Here is a 20,486-nt window from a genome sequence, read left to right on the forward strand (position 1 = left end):
CCAGGTCGAGCACCGCGGTACTCGGGCGCAGCCGGCGCCAGACGGCGGGTCCGGCCGGCAGCGGCCGGAGGCGCCGGGCGGCGGCGCGCGCACTGGTCCAGTTCGACCGACTCATCGCAGCTCCGGGGGTTGGCGTCACCGCTGCGCGGCGACTTGATCGAGCCGAGCCTAGCGACAGTCGGCGCGCCGCACATTGCCCGGGAAGGGTAGGCGGTCCATACCCCTGGTGGGGTACATGCGTGCCCGTCCGCTGAATCGTTGGCTGGCTGGGTGCCCTTGGTTTCGCCGGGTATAGCTGGTATCGCCGTTACCCCTGCTGAGGTACCGAAATCGACCCCCGCAGGTGGACGCAGCGCACGTGGACCGGACCGTAGCTTTCCCGGCATGACTGTTCCCGTCCCCACCAGCAGCAGCCCATCCGCTCCCGCCGAGGCCAACCGGGCAGGCAGAAGCGCGGGGAAGAAGACCCCGCGCCGGAGCCGGAGCGGCTGGATCTGCATGATCTTCCTGGCCACGATGACGGCCGCGATCGCCGCGCGCTATTTCACGCTCGACCCCAAGCTCTTCCTCGCACAGCAGCGCGCCGTCTATGTCGCGAATCTCGTCCCACTGCTCCTTCATGTGGGCGGCGGCATCCTGGCGCTCGCCCTGGGCCCGTGGCAGTTCGCACCACGGATCAGGGCGTGGCACTCGGCGGCGCATCGGGTGATCGGGCGGATCTACCTGCTCAGCGCCCTGGCAGCCGGGATCGGCGGCCTGCTGCTGGTGCCGAAGGGGCTCTACTGGCCGATCGCACCCCTCGGGTTCGCCGGGCTCGCCATAGCCCTGCTGCACGCGTCCGGTATGGCGTTCGCCACGATTCGCCGCCGGGCGATCATCGAGCATCAGATCTGGATGATCAGGTCCTACTCCCTCATCTTCGCCGCGGTCACTTTCCGCCTCTGGCTGGCGGTCTTCTCCAGCACCGCCCTTTCCTTCGACCGGGCATATATGAGCGGAGCGTGGCTCTCCTGGCCGATCAATCTGTTGGTTGCCCAGTGGCTGATCGTTCGGATCCGGTCCCGTCGCCGGGCTTACCGATCCGTGCCAGAGTCCGGCTCGTGACCTCCGGCGCCCTTGCCGGTCTTGACGAGATCCCGTGGGCCAAACTACGCCACGCCTACGGGTCTGCGGCCGACGTCCCGGGCTTGGTCCGGGATCTTGCGCCGTTCCCCGAGTTCAGCGGAGTGCTGATGTTCGCGGCGGTCGGCGACGACGCGATAGCCCAGTGGCAGACCGACCCCGGGGACCCGAACGCCTGGAACATCGTGATCAAAATGGCTGCGTGGATGGCGACCTGGAGTTCGGCGGCGATTTCTCGACCTCGTCATTGCGATGCTCGAAGAAGCACCCGAGGTCGACGACTTGGAGTACTACCCCGCGCTGATGGCCGTGTTCGTTCCCAACAACGGGGCGGTCCCGGACAGCGGCCGCGTGCAGCGCGCGCTTGACCTTGGGCGGTTGGTCTGGCGTCCCTTCGGGGTGACCGACGAGGAGATGACCGCCGGTTCCTCCGCACATCTCCGGCTCATCTGCAAGGAGGGGCTGAGCGGCTTGACCTCCGCGGTGACGACGGCCGTCGCATGGTGGACGGCTTGAGCCAGGGCGTCGGCTGTCGCCCAGGCTGGTGGCGGTGAGTCGGGTCCGTCTGGGCCGTCGAGGCGGATGACGGCGTGGAAGTGGACGACGCCGCGGCGCTGGTATTCGGCGACCTTGGCGAAGGCGATGCTGACGTGTTCGCGCAGGGCTTTGACGGTCAGGCCGTTGAGTTTGGCGAAGCGGCGGCGTACCGCCTGCGAACGCCAACGAGACAAGAAGACCGGCCGCCGGCGGCGCGGCCTGATCTCCTGGCCCGTCCTCGTCCTGACCGGCGCCATCGTCCTGTCCCTGGCCGCCAACCTGCAACAAGCCGATCCGACCGTGTGGGGCTGGATCAGCGCCGCCACACCGGCCGCCGCCTTCCTCGTCGCGGTCTCGATGCTCGAACGCCGGACGTCCGGCCCTCATCCCAACTCGTCCCAGGACGTCTCCGAGACGTCCCCAGGAGACCTCTCACCGTCCCGTCCGCGTCCCGACGAACCCGCAGCCGTCCCCGCCGCTGATCGTCCCGCTCTCGTCCCCGCCCAGGACGATCAACCAGGACCGTCCCCGGCACTCGTCGACTACGCCCGCCGCGTGGCCGACGAACACCAACCGCGCAAGAAGAGCGCACCCAAGCTGCGCGACGGTGTCATGAAGCGTGGCACCACCTGGTCATACGTGATCAGGGTCCGAGACCCCGAAACTGGCGAGAGCAAGCCTCGATGGGTGGGGGGCTTTGCCGCCGAGGACGATGCCAAGGCGGCTCGTGATGAGGCACGGGTCAAGGCCCGACGTGGCGAGTACGTCGACCGCAACACGATCACAGTCCGCGAGTACCTCGACGAGTGGATCGAGGCCCACGCGGTCGAGATCAAGCCCAAGACGCTTGCCGACTATCGCCACATGATCGACCGGTACATCAAGCCCAACATCGGCCCCCTGCGATTGCAGGCAGTCCGGGCGTCCACGATCACGAAGCTGTACCGGGATCTCAGGGCAGGCGGCGGCAAGAACGGACGGCCTCTGTCCTCCCGCACGGTCGACTACGTCCACGCCGTTCTCCGGAAAGCCTTCCGTGACGCGGTGAACGTTGACGAGTTGCTCTCGTCCAGCCCCGTCGAGAAGGCCAAGCGCCCCCGCCGCGAGATCAGCGAGCCGGGCACCGTCTGGACCACAGACCAGCTCAGGGCGTTTCTCCGGCACGCCCGTGAACACCGGCTCTGGGCCTTCTTCCACGTTGCGGCCTACACAGGCACTCGGCGTGGCGAGCTCCTCCACCTCCGCTGGTCCAACGTGGACCTCGACGGCAAACAGCTTGACATCAGCGGCTCAGCCTCGTTCATTGACGGTGAACGCATCGAGGGGACCACCAAGAGCGGCAGGAAGCGCATTGTTAGTCTCGACGACGGCACGATCCAGGTACTTCGTAACCAGCACAAGATGCAGGCCGCCGACAAGCTGAAAGTCGGGCCCGAGTGGCGAGGGGGAGGCGACTACGTGTTCACCACAGGATGGGGCGAACCGGTCCACCCGGACACCGTCAGCTCGCTATTCCCGGTCCTGATCAAGCGCTACAACGAAGCTCACCCGGACACCCCGCTGCCGCATGCCCGGCTGCATGACCTCCGCCACATCCACGCGACTACGCTCCTCCTCGCCGGCGTGCCAGTGCACGTCGTTGCGGCCCGCCTCGGTCATGCCAACCCGTCGATCACGCTCCGCGTGTACGCCCACGTGATCCATGCGGCGGAAGCGTCAGCGGCGGACGTCTTCGCTCAGGCGATCGGCGAGTAGTGGGAGCCACCCGGGAGCCACGCTGTTAGCAAAGGTGTTAGCAAGATCCCGAGATTGTCCTGACAAACAAGAAGGCCCGCTCCAGGTTTTCCCTGGTCGCGGGCCTTTCGTATGTGCGCGGCCGGAGGTACTCGAAACCCCAACCTTCTGATCCGTAGTCAGATGCTCTATCCATTGAGCTACGGCCGCTCGCTGCGTAAGCAAGCATAGCGGGTTCTGGGGGATGCCTCGAACCAGTTTGGGCAATCACGATCGACTTGACTCGATCTTGCGGGGCCAGAGGGTGTAGCTGAGTGGCCAGAGGAGGGCGATCAAGGGGACCTTGAGCAGGCCGAACATGAAGGTGATCAAGGGTTCCGTACGTGTCGGGGCGTTTACCAGCCAGACCAGAGCCAAGACGATCAAAAAGGCTATTCCGTACGCGAGGACGATACGGAGCCATATGCCCCATTCATAGCGAGCCCTGGGCATCCCGCCCGCCGGGGGCTTCCAGGGGGGTGGGCCGTCTGCGAAGCGGTGGTGGAACTTGGCGTCGGCCCATCGGACGGTGCGGTGGCCGAAGACGATCGAGTACGCCAGGTACGCGGCTGCCAGGCCGTGGCGGAAGTCGGCTGTCGCGCCTCCTCTCATGTCGATGACGGCCGCGACCAGCAGGATCACGTCCAGGAGCGGCACGCTGAGGAGGAGGGCGGTGCTGAGTTTGCGGCGGTTCCACAGGTAGCGGCTGGCCAGACCGAGTCCGAGCAGCAGCCAGAAGCCGACTTCGCAGCCGATCAGGATGGCGACAATCACGCTGTCTATAGTCCAGGTTGGCCAGGCCTTTCACATCATCTGTGGATACGAACCTGTGGATACATCGAAGGATGTATCCACAGGCAATCCTTCGAAGGATGGAAGCAGTTGCCGTAGGTGGTGGGATGGGGGCATGAAGCGCGAGGTAGTTGGGGGGGCTCTGGCCTTCTGCGTGGGGTCGATCCTGATCGCGGGTGGGGCCTACAACCATCGCGGGGCGTCCCAGTGGCTGCTTGTCGCGCCGCTCGCGCTGACCTGTGCGGGGGTTCTGGTACGGCGGCGCGCTCCATTGTGGTCTCTCGGGCTGGGCACGGTGGGCATCGCGATCGACGTGGCCGTGGGGCCCTCGCTCGGCACATTGTTGGTGTACACCGACAATCTCTACAGCGCGGCGCTCTACGGGCCTGCCCGGTTGGCGCGGTGGTTACTGGGTGCCACAACGGTGATGGCGGTGGCGGCCGGCGCGGTGGTGGGCTTTCTGACGCGCGACTGGATGGTGCTGGCGGTGATCGGGATCCAGGCGGGGCTGATCCTGGTGACGCCGGTGACCACCGCCATGGTGCTGCGGCAGCATCGTGATCAGGCGGCCGCCGAGCGGGCCAGGGCCGAACAGGTGGCGCGGCTGGCCGACCTCGACCGGCAGGCGGCGATCACGGCCGAGCGAACGCAGATGGCCCGCGAGCTGCATGACATGATCGCCAACCACTTCAGCGCCATCGCCATCCAGTCGACTGCGGCGCTGTCCAGGAGGGATCTCGATCAGGCGACCATCCGCAAGATCATGGAGTCCGTCAGGGAGAACAGCGTGAAGGGGCTGGCCGAGATGCGGACCATGATCGGGCTGTTGCGTCAGGAGGGCGACGAGCCCGAGGCGACCAGGCTGCGGCTGGCCGACGCGGAGAGCCTGGTTGACCGGTCGCGACGGGCCGGGATGGCGATCAACATGCGTGTCGAGGGAGAGCCGCAGGAGTTGCCTGTTCCGATCGATCTGGCCGCTTATCGGATCCTGCAGGAGGCGTTGACGAACGCGCTCAAGCACGGTGAGCAGCCTGCGACGGTCGGGATCGCGTACGAGCCCGAGCGGGTGACCGTGACCGTCGACAATCCGGTGAACGGGCGCAAAGTGCGGCTGCCCGGGGCCGGGGCCGGGCTGGTCGGGATGAGGGAGCGTGCCGGGTTGGTGGGGGGCACGTTTGAGGCGGGCGCGGACGCGGGGGTCTGGCGGGTGGTGGCGGTCCTTCCGACCTCGGCGGAGATCGCGTGAGGGGCCTCGGAGGCTGAGGTGGGGAGGTTTCGAGCCCGGCCGTCAATGGCGGGTTCGAGGAGGTGCTGGGTTCGGGACGTGACGGGGTCGGGGACGTAGCGGGGTCGAGGACGTAGCGGGGTCGGGGACGTAACGGATTCGGGGATAGGGCGGTGGAGGTGCGATGGCGGTCAAGGTGTTGGTTGCGGACGATCATGCGGCGGTTCGGGCGGGGATCGTGCTGATCCTCGATGGCGCCGAGGACATCGAGGTGGTGGGCGAGGCCGGGGATGGCGAGGAGGCCGTTGCTCTGGCGCGGGAGATGCGTCCCGACGTGGTGCTGATGGATGTGCACATGCCGCGGCTTGATGGGATCTCCGCCACTCGCGAGTTGGCAGGGGTGACGGACGTGTTGATTCTGACCACGTTCGACGTGGACGAGTATGTCTTTGGGGCGCTGCGGGCGGGGGCTGCTGGGTTCCTGTTGAAGAACACGGATGCTGAGGCGTTGGTTCAGGCCGTGCGGCTCGTGGCGAGGGGCGATGGGCTGATCTCGCCGTCCGTGACGCGGCGGTTGATCTCCGCCTTCGCCGAGCAGGTGCCGCGCCGGGAGCAGGGTGGAGATACGGGTGCGTTGACGCCGCGCGAGCGGGAGGTGCTGGCCTGCGTGGCTCGTGGGCTGTCCAATGCCGAGATCGCCAAGGAGCTCGACATGGCTGAGGCCACGACCAAGACGCACGTGAGCAGGGTGCTGGGCAAGCTCGGATTGAAGAGCAGGGTTCAAGCAGCGATCTACTATTCAGAGGGGGTATAGGGCCGTAGTCTGAACGCCGTGTACCCGCCACCCCCGCCGCCCCAGCCGCCGCAGCGTCCGACGGGGCTGATCGTGGGCCTGGCGTTCGCCGGCGCCTTTGCCTACCTGGTTCTGAACCTCTTTGTGGGGCTCGCCGTGCTGAGCGCACAGGGACGGGTCGCCATCGGGGTCGCTGCCGCGTTCCTGGCTGCCGTCGGGCTCGGGGTTGGGCTGGTGCTCGTGCTGGTGCGTAAGCCGTGGTCTCAGGGGCTGGGTATGGGGCTGATGATCGGCTGGGCACTCGCCTCGATCGTCTCGGTGGGCTACTGCACAGGGCTCAACCCCGGGCTGTACGGCTAAATGAGCACGCCCTGTGCCGCGAGGCCGCGAGAGGTGGGTGCCGCCCGTTTGGGGGGCCGAATCCGGTGAGCGCCTCCTCCGGAAAGCCGTGCCTGGTGAACCCCTGCGTGGAAACGCCGGGTCGGGTGCATCTCTGCGTGGATTCGGGCCGGGTGAGCCTCTGGGCCGGAGCTCGCGCCAGATGAACGCGCCTGCGTCGAAAGCCGCACCGGGCGAGCGCTCGTGGTCGAAGGTCACTCCCGGACGAGCGTCTGGGCCCGCAAAGCAGGTCAGACGGGTTGTCGTCCTGGAAGGCCGCGTCGGATGAGCGCGTCTAGGGCCGAAGGCCGTATACGCCCTGATGGTGGGCTGGTGGCTGGCGACAGGTTAGAGCACGCCAACGGGCAGGGGCCTGATGCCGGGCTGGAGCCGGGTGTCACGCAGGGGCCCAGTGCCGAGCTGGGGCCTGCAGACGGGCTGGCGCCTGGTGTCGGGGTGGGGGCTTGTGTCGGGCTGGAGCCGGGTGTCACGCAGGGGCCTGGTGTCGGGGTGGGGCCTGCAGACGGGCTGGTGGCTGGTGTCAGGTTGGAGCCTGCCAACGGGCAGGGGCCAGGTGTCGGGCTGGAGGCCGGTATCCGGTTGAGGGTTGGTGGCGGGTTGGGGTTGTGCGGTTGCCATGCCGTTTCATGAGGTTTTCGTAGGGCTGGGGGTGCTGGTCGCCTCCGTGGTGTTCGTGTTTGAGGCTCGGCGTCGTGGTGCGCTCAATGAGCAGTCCTTGGCCGCCGTCACCGGGGCGCTGGTCGGCGGGGCTATCGGCATGCGGCTGGCGGGGTGGCTGGAGACGCTGGATCTGGAGGAGCTCTGGCTGTATGGGTCGCGGAGCATTCTCGGCGGCCTGACCGGCGCGTACGTGGGCGTGCTGATCGCCAAGAGGGTCATCGGCTACAAGGAGAGGACGGGAGACCTGTTCGCGCCCGCCGTGGCCCTCGGGATGGCCGTCGGGCGGATCGGCTGCCATCTGACCGAGGCGCCAGGGCGTCCCACTGATCTGCCGTGGGGGGTGCACGCGCCTCCCTCCACGCCCGAGTGCCCGGGATGTCTGACGGGGCAGGCGATGCATCCGTCCTTCATCTATGAGGTCGTTTTCCAGCTTGTCGCGTACGGCGCGCTGGTGTGGGCGCGCAGACGGGTCACCCAGCCGGGCGAGCTGTTCACGCTCTACCTCGCGGCGTATGCGGCTTTCCGTTTCGTCGTGGAGTTCACGCGGGCGAACGAGACAGTCTGGCTCGATCTCACCAGGCCGCAGTGGTTCCTGATCCCGAGTTTGGCGCTGCTGGCACTCAGGCTGGCGTACGGGTGGCGGCGCGGCCACTACGATCCACTTTTCCAGCGGAAGGTCATGACATGAGCACAGGGATGGGTCTGCGGGGCGACCGCATCCTCCGGTACGTCAACGCGTTCTGCCCGCGTTGCCACGGCCAAGATCTGGGCCAGGTGCAACGGCTCAGCGGCTACCTGGCCGTTCGCGACGGCAGAGTGTGGCTGGAGCGCGGCTGCCGCGAGCACGGGTTAATCCGTACGCTGTACGACGAGGACCCGGAGATCCTGGCGTACCTGGAGGAGTGGACCGCTCCCACCAAGCAGCACGTGCCGGACCTCGCGGGGAACTTCGTGCCCGTCCCCGCCGCCTACCTGCACGGGCTCCCCGAGATGCAGACCCAGCACACCTGCATCCTCCTGGAGGACATCGCCGAGGCCTGCAACCTGCGCTGTCCCACCTGCTTCGCCGACAGCTCACCCGACCTGGCGGGCGTGGTCCCGGTGGCGGAGGTGCTGGCCAACGTCGACCAGCGGCTGGCCCGCGAGAACGGCAGGCTGGACGTCCTCATGCTGAGCGGCGGCGAGCCCACCCTGCACCCCGAGCTCGCGACGCTGCTCGCGGAGCTCGAACAGCGGCCGATCACTCGCATCCTGATCAACACCAACGGCGTCCTCATCGCCAGGGACGACGCCCTGCTCGACCTGCTGACCGAGCATCGCGAGCGCGTCGAGGTCTACCTGCAGTACGACGGGAGCTCGGCCGCGGCGTCCGTCCATCATCGGGGTGGTGACCTGCGGCGGTTCAAGACGCGGGCGGTGGAACGGCTCTCTGCGCGGGAGATCTTCACGACCCTGGTGATGACGGCGGCACTGGGTGTCAACGACGGCGAGATCGGCGACGTGGTACGGCTCGCGCTCGACACGCCGTTCGTGGGCGGGGTGTCGCTGCAGCCGCAGTTCGGCTCGGGCAGGTCCGGGCCGATCGACCCGATGGACCGGCTCACGCACACCGGCGTGCTCAAGCGGCTCGGTCCGCAGACCGGCGGCCTGGTGACGTGGCGTGACCTGACCGCGCTGCCGTGCTCGCACCCGCACTGCTGCTCGGTCGGCTACCTGATCCGCGACGACGCGGGTGAATGGCGCTCGCTGGTCGCGCTGATCGGCCACGACCGGCTCAAGGAGAACCTGGGGCTGGTCTCCAACCGCATCGCCGACACCGAACTCCCCCGCGAGCTGCGGTTGGCCGTCCAGGAGTCGCTGCTGGGGCTGCTGTCGGAGCAGTCGTCGCTGTCGCACCCGCAGATCGGCGACCTGTGGCGGAACATCTGTGAGAACTGCGACCTCGGCGTGTCGACGCTGCTGGCCATGGCCTCGTCGGCGCTGCCCGGCCGGCGGAAGAAGCTGCGCCGGATGCTGGGCGAGCGGGTGGTGCGGGTGACAGTCAAGCCGTTCATGGACGTCTCGACGATGATCGAGGAGCGGCTCACCCAGTGCTGCGTGCACGTCGGCACGCGGTCCGACCAGGACCAGTGCGCGCCGTTCTGCGCCGTGCAGGCGTGGCCGCAGCTGTCGCGGCAGCGCCTGTCGGCGGTGGCCTCGCAGCCCGTGCTCGAACAGGTGATCATGTGAAGGCCGAGCCGTACGATCCGCTCCGGTTGTGCGTGTACGCGACCGTGGCGCTGCTGGCCTGGCTGCTCGGCCCGTGGGCGGTGCTGGGGTTCGCGGGCCTGGGTTTCGCGGGGTACTGGAAGGCGCGGCGAGCCGGGCTGACGCGGAGCAAGTGCCTGCTCAGGGACACCCGGCTGGTGCTGGCCTATCTCGGGCTGCTGGCGCTGGTCGCGGTGGCGGCGATCGTCCGCTCGCTGTGGTGAGGCGCTCCACGATCCGGGCGATCGTGGAGCACGGGGAAGGCGGCTATTCGGCGGCTGGGACGAACAGGCTGAGGGTCTCGGCGATGCAGGCCGGACGCTTCTCGCCCTCGACCTCGATCGTCACCTTCACGTTGGACAGGTACCCGGCGGGGGTGCCCTTGACGTCGGTGACCTCGGCCGTGGCCCTGACACGCGCGCCGACCGGCACCGGCCTGGGGAAACGGACCTTGTTCAGCCCGTAGTTGATCCCCATCGCGACGCTCTCGACCGTCATCAGCTCGTCCATGAGCGACGGCAGCAGCGACAGGCTCAGGTAGCCGTGGGCGATCGTGCCGCCGAACGGGCCGGCCTTGGCCCGCTCGACGTCCACGTGGATCCACTGGTGGTCGTCGGTGGCGTCGGCGAAGAGGTTGACCTGTTCCTGGGTGACAGTGCGCCACTCGGTCGGGCCGAACTTCTCGCCGACGGCCGCCTTGAGTTCCTGTACGTTCGCGAAGGTCCGCATGGTTGCGAACGCTATTGCTCCTCCGGGCCGGCTGCCAAGTTCAGCACCACGAGCTCGTCGCCCTTCTTCGCAGCGTTGTAGAGGATCGGGCCCGGCTCTGACTTGGTGCCCACTCCGACCCAGCTGTCAGCCTTCGGGAGCTCGGCGAACACGCCGGTCTGCAGGTCGTAGAGACCGTCAGCGCCTGCCATCAGCAATTGCCCTCTGTAGGGAGGCCCCCCGAAGCCGGCACCCCTGAGGATCCGGGGGATCACGCGAGCGTGGGTTCCGTCGACGTGCTGGACGAGCGTACCCTTCGGCACCCTGCCATAGCACCAGACGGGGGCACAGCGCAGGCCCCGCACGCCTTCCCGCGCCTTGACGTGCTGGACCTCGCCGGTATCCAGGTTTACGACCTTGGTCTGGTTACGGTTGAAGTCGCTCCTGCTGACGTCACTGGCCCATGGCCAGTCGGTCAGGAAAAGTCCCTTTCCTGCGGCAATCGGCCGGGCGGCTCCACCGGTGAGGGGCATCGAGTAGACGCCCCCCTTCTCCATCGACCACACGACGCTGTCACCCGCCAGCCGCATCACGCCGATGCCCTTGTCCGTGAGACTGCCGAACACCTGGGGCCGGCCGCCAGACCTGGATGACTTCCAGAGGTCGACCACTGCGACGCCCTCGGGCGTTCTCCTGTTGACGTACCAGACCACGTTCTGAACGTCGAGGTCGAGCTGCTGCGGGTAGTTCAGCACCTCACGAGGCGACGGCACCTCCGTCAGGACACGTGACCGGCCGGTGCTGGAGTCGTAGATCTCCAGCCTGCGGTTCTGCGACGACGACTGCTTCGTGGCCAGCAGCAGCACCTCGGTGGCGCTGATGCCGTCGAGCGGGCGATACGCCCAGCCGTCGGCGTGCGTGGCCGGCATGGTGAAGACCGACCCTGGCCACAGCTTCTCGATGGGCACGGACTTGATCGTCCCCGGCAGCTTCCCGGTGGGGACGGCCATACCTGGCGGCTCCTTGGTCGGGATGACCACTTCGCCGGAGGGCTGCACCGCCACGTCGCCTCCGCCCCCGCTGGTGGAGGCGCCCCTGGCGACAGCCGTGCTCACCGCCACCACCGTGACCACGGCCACCGCCGCGAGCGCCTGCGTCCGTCGTCTCGTCCGCCTGCGTCTGCGGTGTGCGACGCCGGTGAGCAGGTCGGGGGCCGGGGCCCGCTCTGCCGCCTCGCGCAGCGCGCGGGTCAGCTCGTCCTCTGTCCTCATGCCCGTTCCCTTTCGAGCACCGCAGGCCTGACACGGAGCGTGGCGAGCGCCCGGAAAGCCTGGCTGCGTACGGTTCCCCGTGAGATGCCGAGGATTTCAGCGATCTCCTGATCCGACAGGTCCTCGTAGTAGCGCAGGACGAGCACGGCCCGCTGCTTCCTCGGCAGCGTCGCCAGCTCCTTCCACAGCTCCCCGAAGGAGTGACTGTCGAGGTAGAAGCCCTCGGGGACGTCGTCGGTCACCTGCTCCCTACGCCGCCTGCGCCACCAGCTGACGTGCTGGCGGGCCATGGTCGTGCGCACGTACGCCTCGGGCGCGTCCTTGTTGCGGACGCGCCCCCAGCTGTCGCTCAGCCTGAGCAGCGCCTCCTGCACCAGGTCGGCGGCGTCGTCGGCGTTGCCGGTGAGCACGTAGCCGTACCGGAGGAGGGCGGCGCCCCTCGCCCGGACGAAATCCTCGAACTCCACAACACCGAGACGCACGGGGCTTCCGCCCTGTTGCAAAGATCTTTACCTGAAAGCATCGCGCACCTGTTCGAGTCCGCGCTACAGTTTCATCCACCGAATCGAACATGGGTTCGGCCAGGTGAGAGGGGGTGTGTTCGATGACCGTACTGGCGACCGGGTCCCCGCGGACACGCCGTAGCGCTTTCTGCCCAAATCTAAGACGGCCGCTATATCCCGCAATAAAGTCCGAGAGCGTGGACCCTGTGCGCAATCCCTACGCCCCCGGAGCCGGGCAGCGTCCGCCGGAGCTGGCTGGGCGCGACCGCGAGTTGCAGCAGTTCGAGGTCGTGCTTGAGCGGGTGGCCCGCGGCCGTCCCGAGCGCAGCATGGTCGTCACCGGCCTGCGCGGCGTCGGCAAGACCGTGCTCCTCAACACCTTCAAGTCCATGGCGATGCAGCGGCTGTGGGGAACGGGCAAGATCGAGGCCCGTCCCGACCAGTCGATCCGCCGTCCCGTCGCCGCCGCCCTGCACATGGCGATCCGCGAGCTGGCCCCGCGGCACCGCGCGCCCGAGCGCATCGAGGAGTTCCTCGGTGTGCTCAAGGCGTTCGCCATGCGCGATCCGGGCGCGGCCAAGGGCACCTCGCACTGGTCGCCCGGCATCGAGGTGCCCGCCAGCCGGGGCCGCGCCGACTCCGGCGACCTCGAGATCGACCTGACCGAGCTGTTCGTCGACGCGGCGAGCGTGGCCACCGACCTCGGCGTCGGCATCGCGCTCTTCATAGACGAGATGCAGGACGTCCAGCCCGCCGACGTGTCCGCGCTCTGCGCCGCCTGTCACGAGCTGTCGCAGTCGGGCGGGCCGCTGATCGTGGTCGGAGCGGGGCTGCCGCACCTGCCGAGCGTGCTGTCGGCCAGCAAGAGCTACTCGGAGCGGCTCTTCCGGTACGCGCGCATCGACAAGCTCGACCGCGAGGCCGCCGACCTCGCGCTGATCCTGCCGGCGCGCGAGGAGGAGGTCGAGTTCACCCAGGACGCCCTCGACGCGCTCTACGAGGCGGCCGACGGCTACCCCTACTTCGTCCAGGCGTACGGCAAGGTGGCCTGGGATCTCGCGCCGCGCAGCCCGATCACCCTCGACGACGTCAAGGTGTCGGCGCCCGAGGCCGAGGAGGAGCTCGCAGTGGGCTTCTTCGGCAGCCGCTACGAGCGCGCCACCCCCGCCGAGCGCGACTACATGCACGCCATGGCCCAGATCGGCGACGAGCCGGTCGCCACCGCCGAGGTGGCCGACGCCCTCGGCCGCAAGCCGTCCAGCCTGTCCCCTGCTCGCGACAGCCTCATCAAGAAGGGGCTCATCTACAGCGCGGAACGCGGCCTGATCGCGTTCACAGTGCCGCATTTCGGGAGGTTCCTGCGTGCGCAACCGATCTGATCGGCACACCTAGACCTCTATTGGGCTGTCTAGTGGGGAAGCTAGATAGCCCAATAGAGCTATACCGTCATGCCTGTCGAGGGAAATCTATGGCTCTCTAGCGCCAGGCCGATACTGGGCTATATTCCGGAAGAGACTCCGGGCTGACGACGGCGACCCTGACGGCGGGTCGGCGTCCGCTGAGGTAGACCGCGAACACGACGTCCGCCTTGTCGTGGTTCTGGAAGACGAAGAACCGCCAGCACAGCTCCCGCCAGCTGTCGTACGGCTCGGCCGAGGCGAGCTGGTCGCGGTGCGCGCGCCAGGTGCCGCTCGACCGGAGCCTGGAGAGGGTGACCTGCTCGGCGGGCGCTCTGCGCTGCTCGCAGGGTGCGCGGTACCTGATCCTGTCGATCATCTCCTCGATCTCCGGCGACAGCAGCGCGAGGACGACCACGCCTCCCGCCGACAGCCACGAGATCTGGGTGAAGGCCATCCAGCCCGGCACGTCCGCCCATACCGACACCAGCGCCATCGCGGTGAGCACCACGGTCCTGCCGATCGAGCGGCGCCCCACGGGCGCCGAGCTGACCTCGCCGAAGCAGCCGCAGCCCGCGTCCGGCCGCCGGCGGCTCAGCTCCAGCAGCACGTACGTGGAGAGCGCGAAGAACGCGACGGTCGCCCACCTGAAGATCGGCGACGTGCTGAACGTGACGCCCACGGCCAGGACCAGCTCCCCCACGGCGCACGCGAGCAGCGCCGGAACCTGCATCCGTCCGGACACCAGGACGGCGGGCCCGAACCGGGTGAGCGCTCGCGCTTCCCCGCCGGAGCGCACCGTGACGACCTTGGCGACCGCGCCCATGACCAGCAGCACGATCAGAACCGGCAGCTGCGATGCCAGCACGTGCGTCACCCCAATCCGATCTGAGCGTTGAAACACCCCTTGACCAGGTCGCCGCCCAGCTCCACGAAGGTGGGCGCCGACAGCTCGGCGATCCGTCCGCGCGGCGAGGTGCCGCATTCCACGCAACGGTCGCAGAAACGTCCGGCAAGGCAACCGCAGGCCACGACCTGCACGTTAGCGGACCGCTCCGCGCAGACGTTCTTGACTTGCAGCAGCGAGCCGATCGCGAGGTACGGCAGACCCACGCAGGACACCTCGGCGTCCGGGCACCCGGTGTCGGAGCTCTCGACCATCGGGTACGCGAGCCCGCGCTCCTCCTCGTCGAAGGCGTCCGACCAGGTGGCGGTGCCGGAGATGCGCGACTGAGTCCCGCCGTAGGCGGGCGGCGGGGCGGGGACGGCCCGCGCGGGGTAGGCGGGCTGCGAGGTGGCAGGCAGCAGCGCGAGGACGGCGCCGTCGCGCCTGACGCCGATCGCGTCGAAGAGGTAACCGGGTTCGAACTGCGGATGGCGGACGCGGAGGCGTCCGGTAGCGCGGTACGGGATGACGATGGTGCGGCGCCCGCGGTGCGAGCCGCAGTCGAGCTCGACCGTCACGTCCCTGCGTCCCTCGATCGACAGGATCGTGCCCGTGACGCGGGTCGTGTCGGCCCAGATCCGCTCGACGACCCTGCCCTCGCGCAGCATGCGCATCATGACCGACGAGCCGACCGGCAGGTCCGCGGGGGCGCTGTCGGCGCCGTGCCAGGCGGTCGCCCACGGCGCGATGACGAGCCGCTCCTCCTCGCCACCGGACGTCTCGACGGTGACGAGGTGCGGGCTGATGTCGAGGATCTTCCCGGCGACCGCGCGTAACGGGTCACCGCCCGCCGGATCGGGGCCGGGGACGCCGGATTCGCGGCCCAACGCGGCTGCCGCCAACACCCGGCGGCGTTCGACGCTCGGATACGCCATCAACACCCCTCCTTCTTCGCCATATCAGACTCACATGACTCCCCGGACGGCTCACGTCGTACGGCTCAGAAGAGAGCAAAATACGCAACCCTCAGGGAAGGTGTTGACACCCGGCGTCGAAGAAACCGCCACCGACCTTGACCTACCTTTATCGTTGGCGGGCCGAATCCTGAATTGCGGTTCAGCCTCAACATGACATCCGGCTGCGATTCTGGCCACGATGCAGACCACGAAATGGGAAGAGGAGTTCCGCGAGTACGTCCAGGCCCGCGGTCCTGCTCTGCTGCGCACGGCCCACCAGCTCACCGGACACCCGCTGGACGCCGAGGACCTGCTCCAGAACGCGCTGACCAAGACCTACCTCGCCTGGGACCGGATCCAGGACCGGGGAGCGCTCGACGGCTACGTCCGGCGGGCGATGGTCAACATCAACATCTCGCAGTGGCGGCGGCGCAAGCTGCAGGAGTACCCGTCGGACGAGCTGCCCGAGGCCACCTCCGAGGGGGAGGCCAGCGGCGACGGGCACGAACTCCTGGAGCAGGCGCTGGACCGGCTGCCCGAGCGGATGCGGGCCGCGATCGTGCTGCGCTACTACGAGGACATGACCGAACCGGAGATCGCCAGGACGCTCGGCATCAGCCTCGGGACGGTCAAGAGCACGGTGTCGCGGGCCATGGCCAAGCTCAGGGCGGACCTGGGCATGCGTCCTCCACAGCCCCAGCCGTAGCGCAGGGACGCACGACGTCCCTGATCGTGCGGAGCGTCTGGAGGAAGCGGTCGAGTTCGTCCGCGCCGAGCAGGCCCGTGAAGGACTGCTCGATGTCCTTCAGGTGCAGTGGCAGCACCGCTTCCAGCCGCTCGCCGCCCAAGGGGGTGAGCGTGGCGTAGGAGGCGCGCCTGTCGGTGGCGCAGGCGACCCTGGCGACCAGCCCCTCACGTTCCAGCCGGTCGACCACTCGGGTCACGCCGCTGGTGGACAGGCCGGTCTGCGCCGCCAGGTCGCTCATCCGCAGGCTCTCGCGCGGGGAGCGGGCCAGCCTGATCAGCGTCTCGAAGTCGATGTCCGACAACCCGGCGGCCTGCAGCACCGGCTGCATCCGCGCGGCGAGGCCGGCGTAGACCTCGGCGAGCAGGCCCATTGCCGTCAGCCGGGGGTCGTCAGTTGGTATCACGCTCATAGCCTATCCGATGATAGTTGACGTGAGGAATATTCCTCCTGTAGACATTTGTTGCCGCAGACATCCGCACCGCAACCTCTCTCTCGTCAAGGAGAACTCCCATGACCACTCGCACCTGGGAAGGCCTGACCATCCCCGCCGCCGGCACGTACAACCTCGACGTCGCCCACACGCGCGTCGGCTTCATCGTCAAGCACATGATGGTCAGCAAGGTCCGCGGCAGCTTCGGCCACTTCAGCGGCTCGGTCACGATCGCCGAGAACCCGCTCGAGTCGTCCGCCGAACTCACCATCAAGACCGAGTCCATCAACACCGGGGTCGCCGACCGCGACGGCCACCTCCGCAGCGACGACTTCCTGTCGGTCGAGAAGTTCCCGGAGATCACCTTCAAGAGCACCCGGGTGACCGGCCACTCCGGCGACGAGTTCACCGTCGTCGGCGACCTCACCGTCCGTGACGTCACCAGGGAGGTCGAACTCACCGTCGAGTACGGCGGCGCCGGCACCAACCCCTGGGGGCAGGCGGTATGGGGCTTCTCCATCAGCACCGAGTTCGACCGCGAGGACTTCGGCCTGACCTGGAACCAGGCGCTGGAGACCGGCGGCGTGCTGGTGGGCAAGAAGATCAAGGTCGAGATCGAGGGCGAGGCCAACCCCGCCGCCTGAACCACCGGCCGAAAGCCCGCCCAACGCGCCGGGGCGGGCTTCGTCCACAGGCGGTTATTCACAGGCGGTGGATAACCTTAGACGTCCCGTGGACAACCCCGGACCGGCCCCGGCTCCGCCCCCGTCCGGCCCTGTTGGACGGCCGCTCGGACGCCTGTCCGATGGACTGACGGCGGCTGAACGACGGTCGGATAGCGGTTGGACGGCGACGCGACCGGCAACCACTTTGCCGCCTCGCCAGAAGGCCGGTACGCTGTCCTGAGCCAGGTGGCTACCGGGAGGATTCGCCTAGTCAGGTCTATGGCGCCGCACTGCTAATGCGGTTTGGTGGCAACACCATCCGGGGTTCAAATCCCCGATCCTCCGCACGTCGGAAGGCCCTTCCCCGTTCAAGGGAAGGGCCTTTTTCGATCTTCGTGGGGTCACGGGTTGCAGTTGGCGTCAGACCGAGGCCCACAGAACCGAGTCCATGCGGTCACTGGCGTCCCTCATCTGGTGGGTTGCGAGGCTCGTCGGTGGCATGGGTCGGCCTCAACGGCGCCGGCGAGAGCACGCTGATCAAGCTGCTGTGCCGCTTCTACGACCCGTGCCGGGGATCGATCCTCTGGGACGGCGTCGACATCCGCGACGTGCCCCGACCGAGCTGCGCGCCCGCATGGGCGTGCTGTTCCAGGACTACATGAGCTACGACCTGACCGCCGCCGAGAACATCGGGGTCGGCGACATCGAGGCCCTGACGGACCGCGGACGGGTGGAGACGGCGGCGCGGGCGGCCGGCGCCCGCGACATCGTCCGGACGCTCCCCTGCGGCTACGACACCATGAGCCGCGTCTTCTTCGGCCCCGAGGACGAGGACCCGCAGGCCGGGTGAAGCTCTCCGGCGGCCAGTGGCAGCGCCTGGCCCCGGCCCTGGCCCTGGCCCTGGTGCGCGAGGGCCGCGACCTGCTGATTCTCGACGAGCCCAGGTGTTTCCCTGGACACCGGCGTGCAAGATCAGATAGGGAGGAACAGCCTTCCTTCCTCCCGATCGGAATCACGCGTGCCCACATCGCCTCGATCATCGCTGCCACGCCCGGAAGCCGCTCCCGCCGCGACCCGGGCGTACCGCGCCGTCCGTGCGGTGACAGCGGTCGCGGCCACGGCGCTCCTCCTCGTCACGACCGCCAAGGACCAGGGGCCGGAGAAGGTCACATCGGCCGCGTCGAAGGAGTGCGCGCCGTGGAGGATGTCGGTGTACATGAACAAGCAGCCCACACCCGGAGAGCGGGAGACCGCGTTCGTCTGCGCGAACAGGCAGCGCTTGACCTTCAACGGCCGCTACGCCCACATACCTGACGTGCATCTGGTCAAGATCGGCCGGCGCCTGTGCGAGGTGTCGTTGCGTAACGACTCGCGGGAGATGCAGACCGTCATGGAGACCCGCGGTTTCGTGGTCAACACGGAGGAGAACACCAAGGCGCTCGGATACCTGTGTCCAGCACTCAACCGGCGCCGGTTCGCCGAGGAGGAGGCGCAGCGGAAGCGGGAACAAGACGTCATCGCGACCGCCGAGCGGCGGTGCGCCTCTCTTCCCGACCACCGGCCGCCGGCGCGCCCCTCGCTGCGGGCCAGGGCCACAGTATGGGTGGCGCAGACGGGCATGCTCAATGTCTTCGAGGAAGGATCGGATACCGTCTATCCGTCCTCTCTGGACCGGGCGTTCGCCAACAAGGTGGTCGGCGCCACACCCGGTGATCTCACCATTCTCACAGCCGACACCTACACGCACGTCTGCGTCGCCGTCGAGGCGTACGACAAGCGCCCTCCGGTGGAGGTCGAAGGCTGGGAGAAGGTCGTCGAGGTCGGATACCAGAGCACCGATGGAGAAATGGTGTTCATCGACGATGAGGGCGAGGTGGAGAAGGGGCTACCCGATCTCGCGATCCACGACGCCGGTCGATACCGGGTGCGGGTGCACATGCGGGGGGCGAAAGCGGCCCTGGCCGACGACGGAGACGCCAGGCAGGCATTCCTCATCATCGTCTATCCCGGGGCGTCCACGCGGACCCAGGTGCTCAGGTAGCCACACTCCGTCCGGCACGCGGGAACGGAAAACGGCGGCCCCCGGTACCGCATCCGTAGATTTTGAGGTGGCGGGTCGCCTCGCTGGCGGTAATGGCTGATCAGGGCGCGGGTTCGGTGCTCCTGCCGGAGTCTGGGCACCCGTTCCCTCCGTCGGGGTAGCTAAATATTTCCGTGTACGCGGAGGCAACGACGAAACCCGAAGCGGGTTGCAGTTTGGGTTGCAGTTCGCTCGCGTTCCAGCCCGTTCCAGGACGGCCGCCCAGCCGTGTTGGTAGCGCAACGGGTACCACGACGTTCTGCGCGATGTGAACGCGCAAATCACGCAGGTTCAGGTCCTACCGTGTTCTGGCGCTGGCCATATCGGTGGCCGACGAACGGAAACGGGAGGATGTATGAAACGAATCCGGCGAATGTTGCTCGTCTTCTTTCTCAGTGCCGCCGCCCTACTCGTGAGCGCCCCCGCACATGCGGCAAGTGGCGGTGGCTGCGATGCTCCACACTGGTACAACGGAGGCCAGAGTAGCGTCAAGGCGTGCATCTCCTATGACTGGAACTGGGGCTGGCCCGTCTACCTCCCTACCGGATACTTCTCCGGACCGACGCCGGGCGGCTGCACCTACGCGATGACCATTGAGTACTGGCGCAACGACGGTTCCTACGGCAACTACCGGTACGGGAACAGCTGTCCTCCCGGTCAGATCCCTGACGGCGGGAACTGGAAAGCCGATGACTACAGCGCGATGCGCATCATCGTGTACGTGTTCGTAAACGGCAACGAGGTGGCCGAGTCATGGTCACCGATCCAGTACAAGTAGCCCCGAAGAAGGCATTGTCCTTCCAGCCCAGGCGAGATATGTGAAACCCAGGCCACGGGCTGACGGCCTCATTTCGATGCCCGTGGCCATACGTCTTTACTGACCGGCACGGCAGCCCACAGCCACATCATTAGCGGCATATGCAGGTCGTTGAGTTCGGTCACGTCCCGGACGGGCTGTGTTGCGGTGTCCGGGGGCCGTTGCTGCTGGGACTGGTGCGGCCGGTGCCCGTTGTAGTGGTTCAGGTACTCGCCGAGCACGAGAGCCAGATGGCGTTCACTGGGGATCAAGATCCGGTCCAGGAGTTCGCGGCGCAGGGTAGTTGCAGTGTTAGTTGCAACGGCTACGGATCTCCCCAGAGAGCGGACACCAGGCGCTCCCCCGCGTCGCGCATCAGCGGTGTGGATTCGTGGGTGTACCGCTCGGTGGTGGTCACTCGGGTGTGGCCGAGGATCTGCTGCACGACCCGGATTCACACCCTGCTCGATGAGGAGTGTCGCGGCGGTGGCGCGCGTC

24 protein-coding genes, 2 tRNA genes and 1 pseudogene are annotated in these 20,486 nt (G+C 67.8%); 17 read left to right on the forward strand and 10 right to left on the reverse strand.

Translation table 11 applies throughout. The features are described 5' to 3' along the window. Positions 1–384 precede the first annotated feature (384 nt). Entirely contained in the window at positions 385–1,104 is a 720-nt protein-coding gene (locus ABZ297_RS13910; protein WP_355344526.1) for a DUF2306 domain-containing protein, read from the forward strand. Positions 1,105–1,374: 270 nt separating this feature from the next. Beyond that, the gene (locus ABZ297_RS13915; RefSeq protein WP_355344730.1) at positions 1,375–1,638 is read left to right on the forward strand and encodes a hypothetical protein; all 264 of its coding nucleotides are present in this window, start codon (positions 1,375–1,377) and stop codon (positions 1,636–1,638) included. Here ABZ297_RS13915 and ABZ297_RS13920 read toward each other — a convergent pair. Beyond that, positions 1,620–1,844, reverse strand: a pseudogene (locus tag ABZ297_RS13920) (replication initiator); the annotation flags it as partial. The gene ABZ297_RS13915 and the pseudogene ABZ297_RS13920 sit on opposite strands and share 19 nt — an antisense overlap. A gap of 427 nt (positions 1,845–2,271) precedes the next feature. Here ABZ297_RS13920 and ABZ297_RS13925 point away from each other — a divergent pair. Then, positions 2,272–3,414, forward strand: a complete 1,143-nt coding sequence (locus ABZ297_RS13925; protein ID WP_355344724.1) for a site-specific integrase — start codon at positions 2,272–2,274, stop codon at positions 3,412–3,414. A gap of 116 nt (positions 3,415–3,530) precedes the next feature. Here ABZ297_RS13925 and ABZ297_RS13930 read toward each other — a convergent pair. Both ABZ297_RS13930 and ABZ297_RS13935 read right to left on the reverse strand, forming a co-directional pair. Continuing rightward, positions 3,531–3,603: transfer RNA gene (locus tag ABZ297_RS13930), tRNA-Arg, on the reverse strand. A gap of 57 nt (positions 3,604–3,660) precedes the next feature. Beyond that, positions 3,661–4,206 (reverse strand): hypothetical protein, encoded by a 546-nt coding sequence (locus tag ABZ297_RS13935; protein ID WP_355344529.1) that lies wholly within the window; start codon positions 4,204–4,206, stop codon positions 3,661–3,663. Between the two features lie 313 nt (positions 4,207–4,519). Here ABZ297_RS13935 and ABZ297_RS13940 point away from each other — a divergent pair, with 313 nt between their 5' ends. The 6 genes from ABZ297_RS13940 (at position 4,520) to ABZ297_RS13965 (ending at position 9,772) form a co-directional block, all read left to right on the forward strand. Next, on the forward strand, positions 4,520–5,470 hold the full coding sequence (locus ABZ297_RS13940; protein ID WP_355344532.1) for a histidine kinase: 951 nt from the start codon (positions 4,520–4,522) through the stop codon (positions 5,468–5,470). 163 nt (positions 5,471–5,633) lie between these two features. Next, complete coding sequence (locus tag ABZ297_RS13945) at positions 5,634–6,263, forward strand: response regulator transcription factor (RefSeq protein ID WP_355344535.1); 630 nt, start codon at positions 5,634–5,636, stop codon at positions 6,261–6,263. Positions 6,264–6,281: 18 nt separating this feature from the next. Then, positions 6,282–6,602: a hypothetical protein gene (locus tag ABZ297_RS13950; RefSeq protein ID WP_355344538.1), complete on the forward strand. Its 321-nt coding sequence runs from the start codon at positions 6,282–6,284 to the stop codon at positions 6,600–6,602. A 655-nt stretch (positions 6,603–7,257) separates the two neighbouring features. Continuing rightward, positions 7,258–7,989: a prolipoprotein diacylglyceryl transferase family protein gene (locus ABZ297_RS13955; RefSeq protein WP_355344541.1), complete on the forward strand. Its 732-nt coding sequence runs from the start codon at positions 7,258–7,260 to the stop codon at positions 7,987–7,989. After that, on the forward strand, positions 7,986–9,530 hold the full coding sequence (locus ABZ297_RS13960) for a radical SAM protein (RefSeq protein WP_355344544.1): 1,545 nt from the start codon (positions 7,986–7,988) through the stop codon (positions 9,528–9,530). Before ABZ297_RS13955 ends, ABZ297_RS13960 begins: the two co-directional genes overlap by 4 nt. After that, positions 9,527–9,772, forward strand: a complete 246-nt coding sequence (locus ABZ297_RS13965) for a hypothetical protein (RefSeq protein WP_355344547.1) — start codon at positions 9,527–9,529, stop codon at positions 9,770–9,772. Before ABZ297_RS13960 ends, ABZ297_RS13965 begins: the two co-directional genes overlap by 4 nt. A 43-nt stretch (positions 9,773–9,815) precedes the next feature. On the opposite strand, the gene ABZ297_RS13970 is transcribed toward ABZ297_RS13965, so the two are convergent. Genes ABZ297_RS13970 through ABZ297_RS13980 form a run of 3 tightly spaced genes read right to left on the reverse strand, consistent with a single transcriptional unit; the run spans position 9,816 to position 12,009 of the window. Next, positions 9,816–10,277 carry a MaoC family dehydratase gene (locus tag ABZ297_RS13970; RefSeq protein ID WP_355344549.1) on the reverse strand — a complete coding sequence of 154 codons (462 nt, stop codon included), beginning with the start codon at positions 10,275–10,277 and terminating at the stop codon, positions 9,816–9,818. A gap of 11 nt (positions 10,278–10,288) precedes the next feature. After that, positions 10,289–11,527, reverse strand: coding sequence for a hypothetical protein (locus ABZ297_RS13975; RefSeq protein WP_355344552.1), 1,239 nt, complete (start codon positions 11,525–11,527; stop codon positions 10,289–10,291). Next, the gene (locus ABZ297_RS13980) at positions 11,524–12,009 is read right to left on the reverse strand and encodes a SigE family RNA polymerase sigma factor (protein WP_355344555.1); all 486 of its coding nucleotides are present in this window, start codon (positions 12,007–12,009) and stop codon (positions 11,524–11,526) included. The genes ABZ297_RS13975 and ABZ297_RS13980 overlap by 4 nt, the downstream gene beginning before the upstream one ends. Positions 12,010–12,227: 218 nt before the next feature. Here ABZ297_RS13980 and ABZ297_RS13985 point away from each other — a divergent pair, with 218 nt between their 5' ends. After that, entirely contained in the window at positions 12,228–13,409 is a 1,182-nt protein-coding gene (locus ABZ297_RS13985; protein ID WP_355344558.1) for an ATP-binding protein, read from the forward strand. Between the two features lie 97 nt (positions 13,410–13,506). On the opposite strand, the gene ABZ297_RS13990 is transcribed toward ABZ297_RS13985, so the two are convergent. Both ABZ297_RS13990 and ABZ297_RS13995 read right to left on the reverse strand, forming a co-directional pair. After that, positions 13,507–14,295, reverse strand: coding sequence for a MauE/DoxX family redox-associated membrane protein (locus ABZ297_RS13990; protein WP_355344561.1), 789 nt, complete (start codon positions 14,293–14,295; stop codon positions 13,507–13,509). A gap of 5 nt (positions 14,296–14,300) precedes the next feature. After that, the gene (locus tag ABZ297_RS13995) at positions 14,301–15,248 is read right to left on the reverse strand and encodes a hypothetical protein (RefSeq protein ID WP_355344564.1); all 948 of its coding nucleotides are present in this window, start codon (positions 15,246–15,248) and stop codon (positions 14,301–14,303) included. Between the two features lie 220 nt (positions 15,249–15,468). Here ABZ297_RS13995 and ABZ297_RS14000 point away from each other — a divergent pair, with 220 nt between their 5' ends. After that, complete coding sequence (locus ABZ297_RS14000) at positions 15,469–15,975, forward strand: SigE family RNA polymerase sigma factor (RefSeq protein ID WP_355344567.1); 507 nt, start codon at positions 15,469–15,471, stop codon at positions 15,973–15,975. Here ABZ297_RS14000 and ABZ297_RS14005 read toward each other — a convergent pair. Further along, positions 15,932–16,426 (reverse strand): MarR family transcriptional regulator, encoded by a 495-nt coding sequence (locus ABZ297_RS14005; RefSeq protein WP_355344570.1) that lies wholly within the window; start codon positions 16,424–16,426, stop codon positions 15,932–15,934. The genes ABZ297_RS14000 and ABZ297_RS14005 overlap by 44 nt on opposite strands. A gap of 101 nt (positions 16,427–16,527) precedes the next feature. Between ABZ297_RS14005 and ABZ297_RS14010 the strand changes: the two genes are divergently transcribed. The 6 genes from ABZ297_RS14010 (at position 16,528) to ABZ297_RS14035 (ending at position 19,970) form a co-directional block, all read left to right on the forward strand. Beyond that, a complete protein-coding gene (locus ABZ297_RS14010) occupies positions 16,528–17,091 on the forward strand; it encodes a YceI family protein (RefSeq protein ID WP_355344573.1) in 564 nt (187 codons plus the stop codon). A 277-nt stretch (positions 17,092–17,368) separates the two neighbouring features. Further along, positions 17,369–17,457 (forward strand) — tRNA-Ser (locus ABZ297_RS14015). After that, positions 17,409–17,774, forward strand: coding sequence for an ATP-binding cassette domain-containing protein (locus tag ABZ297_RS14020; RefSeq protein WP_355344727.1), 366 nt, complete (start codon positions 17,409–17,411; stop codon positions 17,772–17,774). Before ABZ297_RS14015 ends, ABZ297_RS14020 begins: the two co-directional genes overlap by 49 nt. Continuing rightward, entirely contained in the window at positions 17,660–17,962 is a 303-nt protein-coding gene (locus tag ABZ297_RS14025; RefSeq protein ID WP_355344576.1) for a hypothetical protein, read from the forward strand. The genes ABZ297_RS14020 and ABZ297_RS14025 overlap by 115 nt, the downstream gene beginning before the upstream one ends. Before the next feature lie 249 nt (positions 17,963–18,211). After that, positions 18,212–19,153 carry a hypothetical protein gene (locus tag ABZ297_RS14030; protein WP_355344579.1) on the forward strand — a complete coding sequence of 314 codons (942 nt, stop codon included), beginning with the start codon at positions 18,212–18,214 and terminating at the stop codon, positions 19,151–19,153. A gap of 394 nt (positions 19,154–19,547) precedes the next feature. After that, positions 19,548–19,970, forward strand: coding sequence for a hypothetical protein (locus ABZ297_RS14035; protein WP_355344582.1), 423 nt, complete (start codon positions 19,548–19,550; stop codon positions 19,968–19,970). A 68-nt stretch (positions 19,971–20,038) separates the two neighbouring features. Here ABZ297_RS14035 and ABZ297_RS14040 read toward each other — a convergent pair whose 3' ends face one another. Continuing rightward, entirely contained in the window at positions 20,039–20,446 is a 408-nt protein-coding gene (locus tag ABZ297_RS14040) for an integrase core domain-containing protein (RefSeq protein WP_355344585.1), read from the reverse strand. Between the last annotated feature and the right edge of the window lie 40 nt (positions 20,447–20,486).

Source organism: Nonomuraea sp. NPDC005983 (genome assembly GCF_040614375.1).
In the GTDB taxonomy this organism is placed as follows: Bacteria; Actinomycetota; Actinomycetes; order Streptosporangiales; family Streptosporangiaceae; genus Nonomuraea.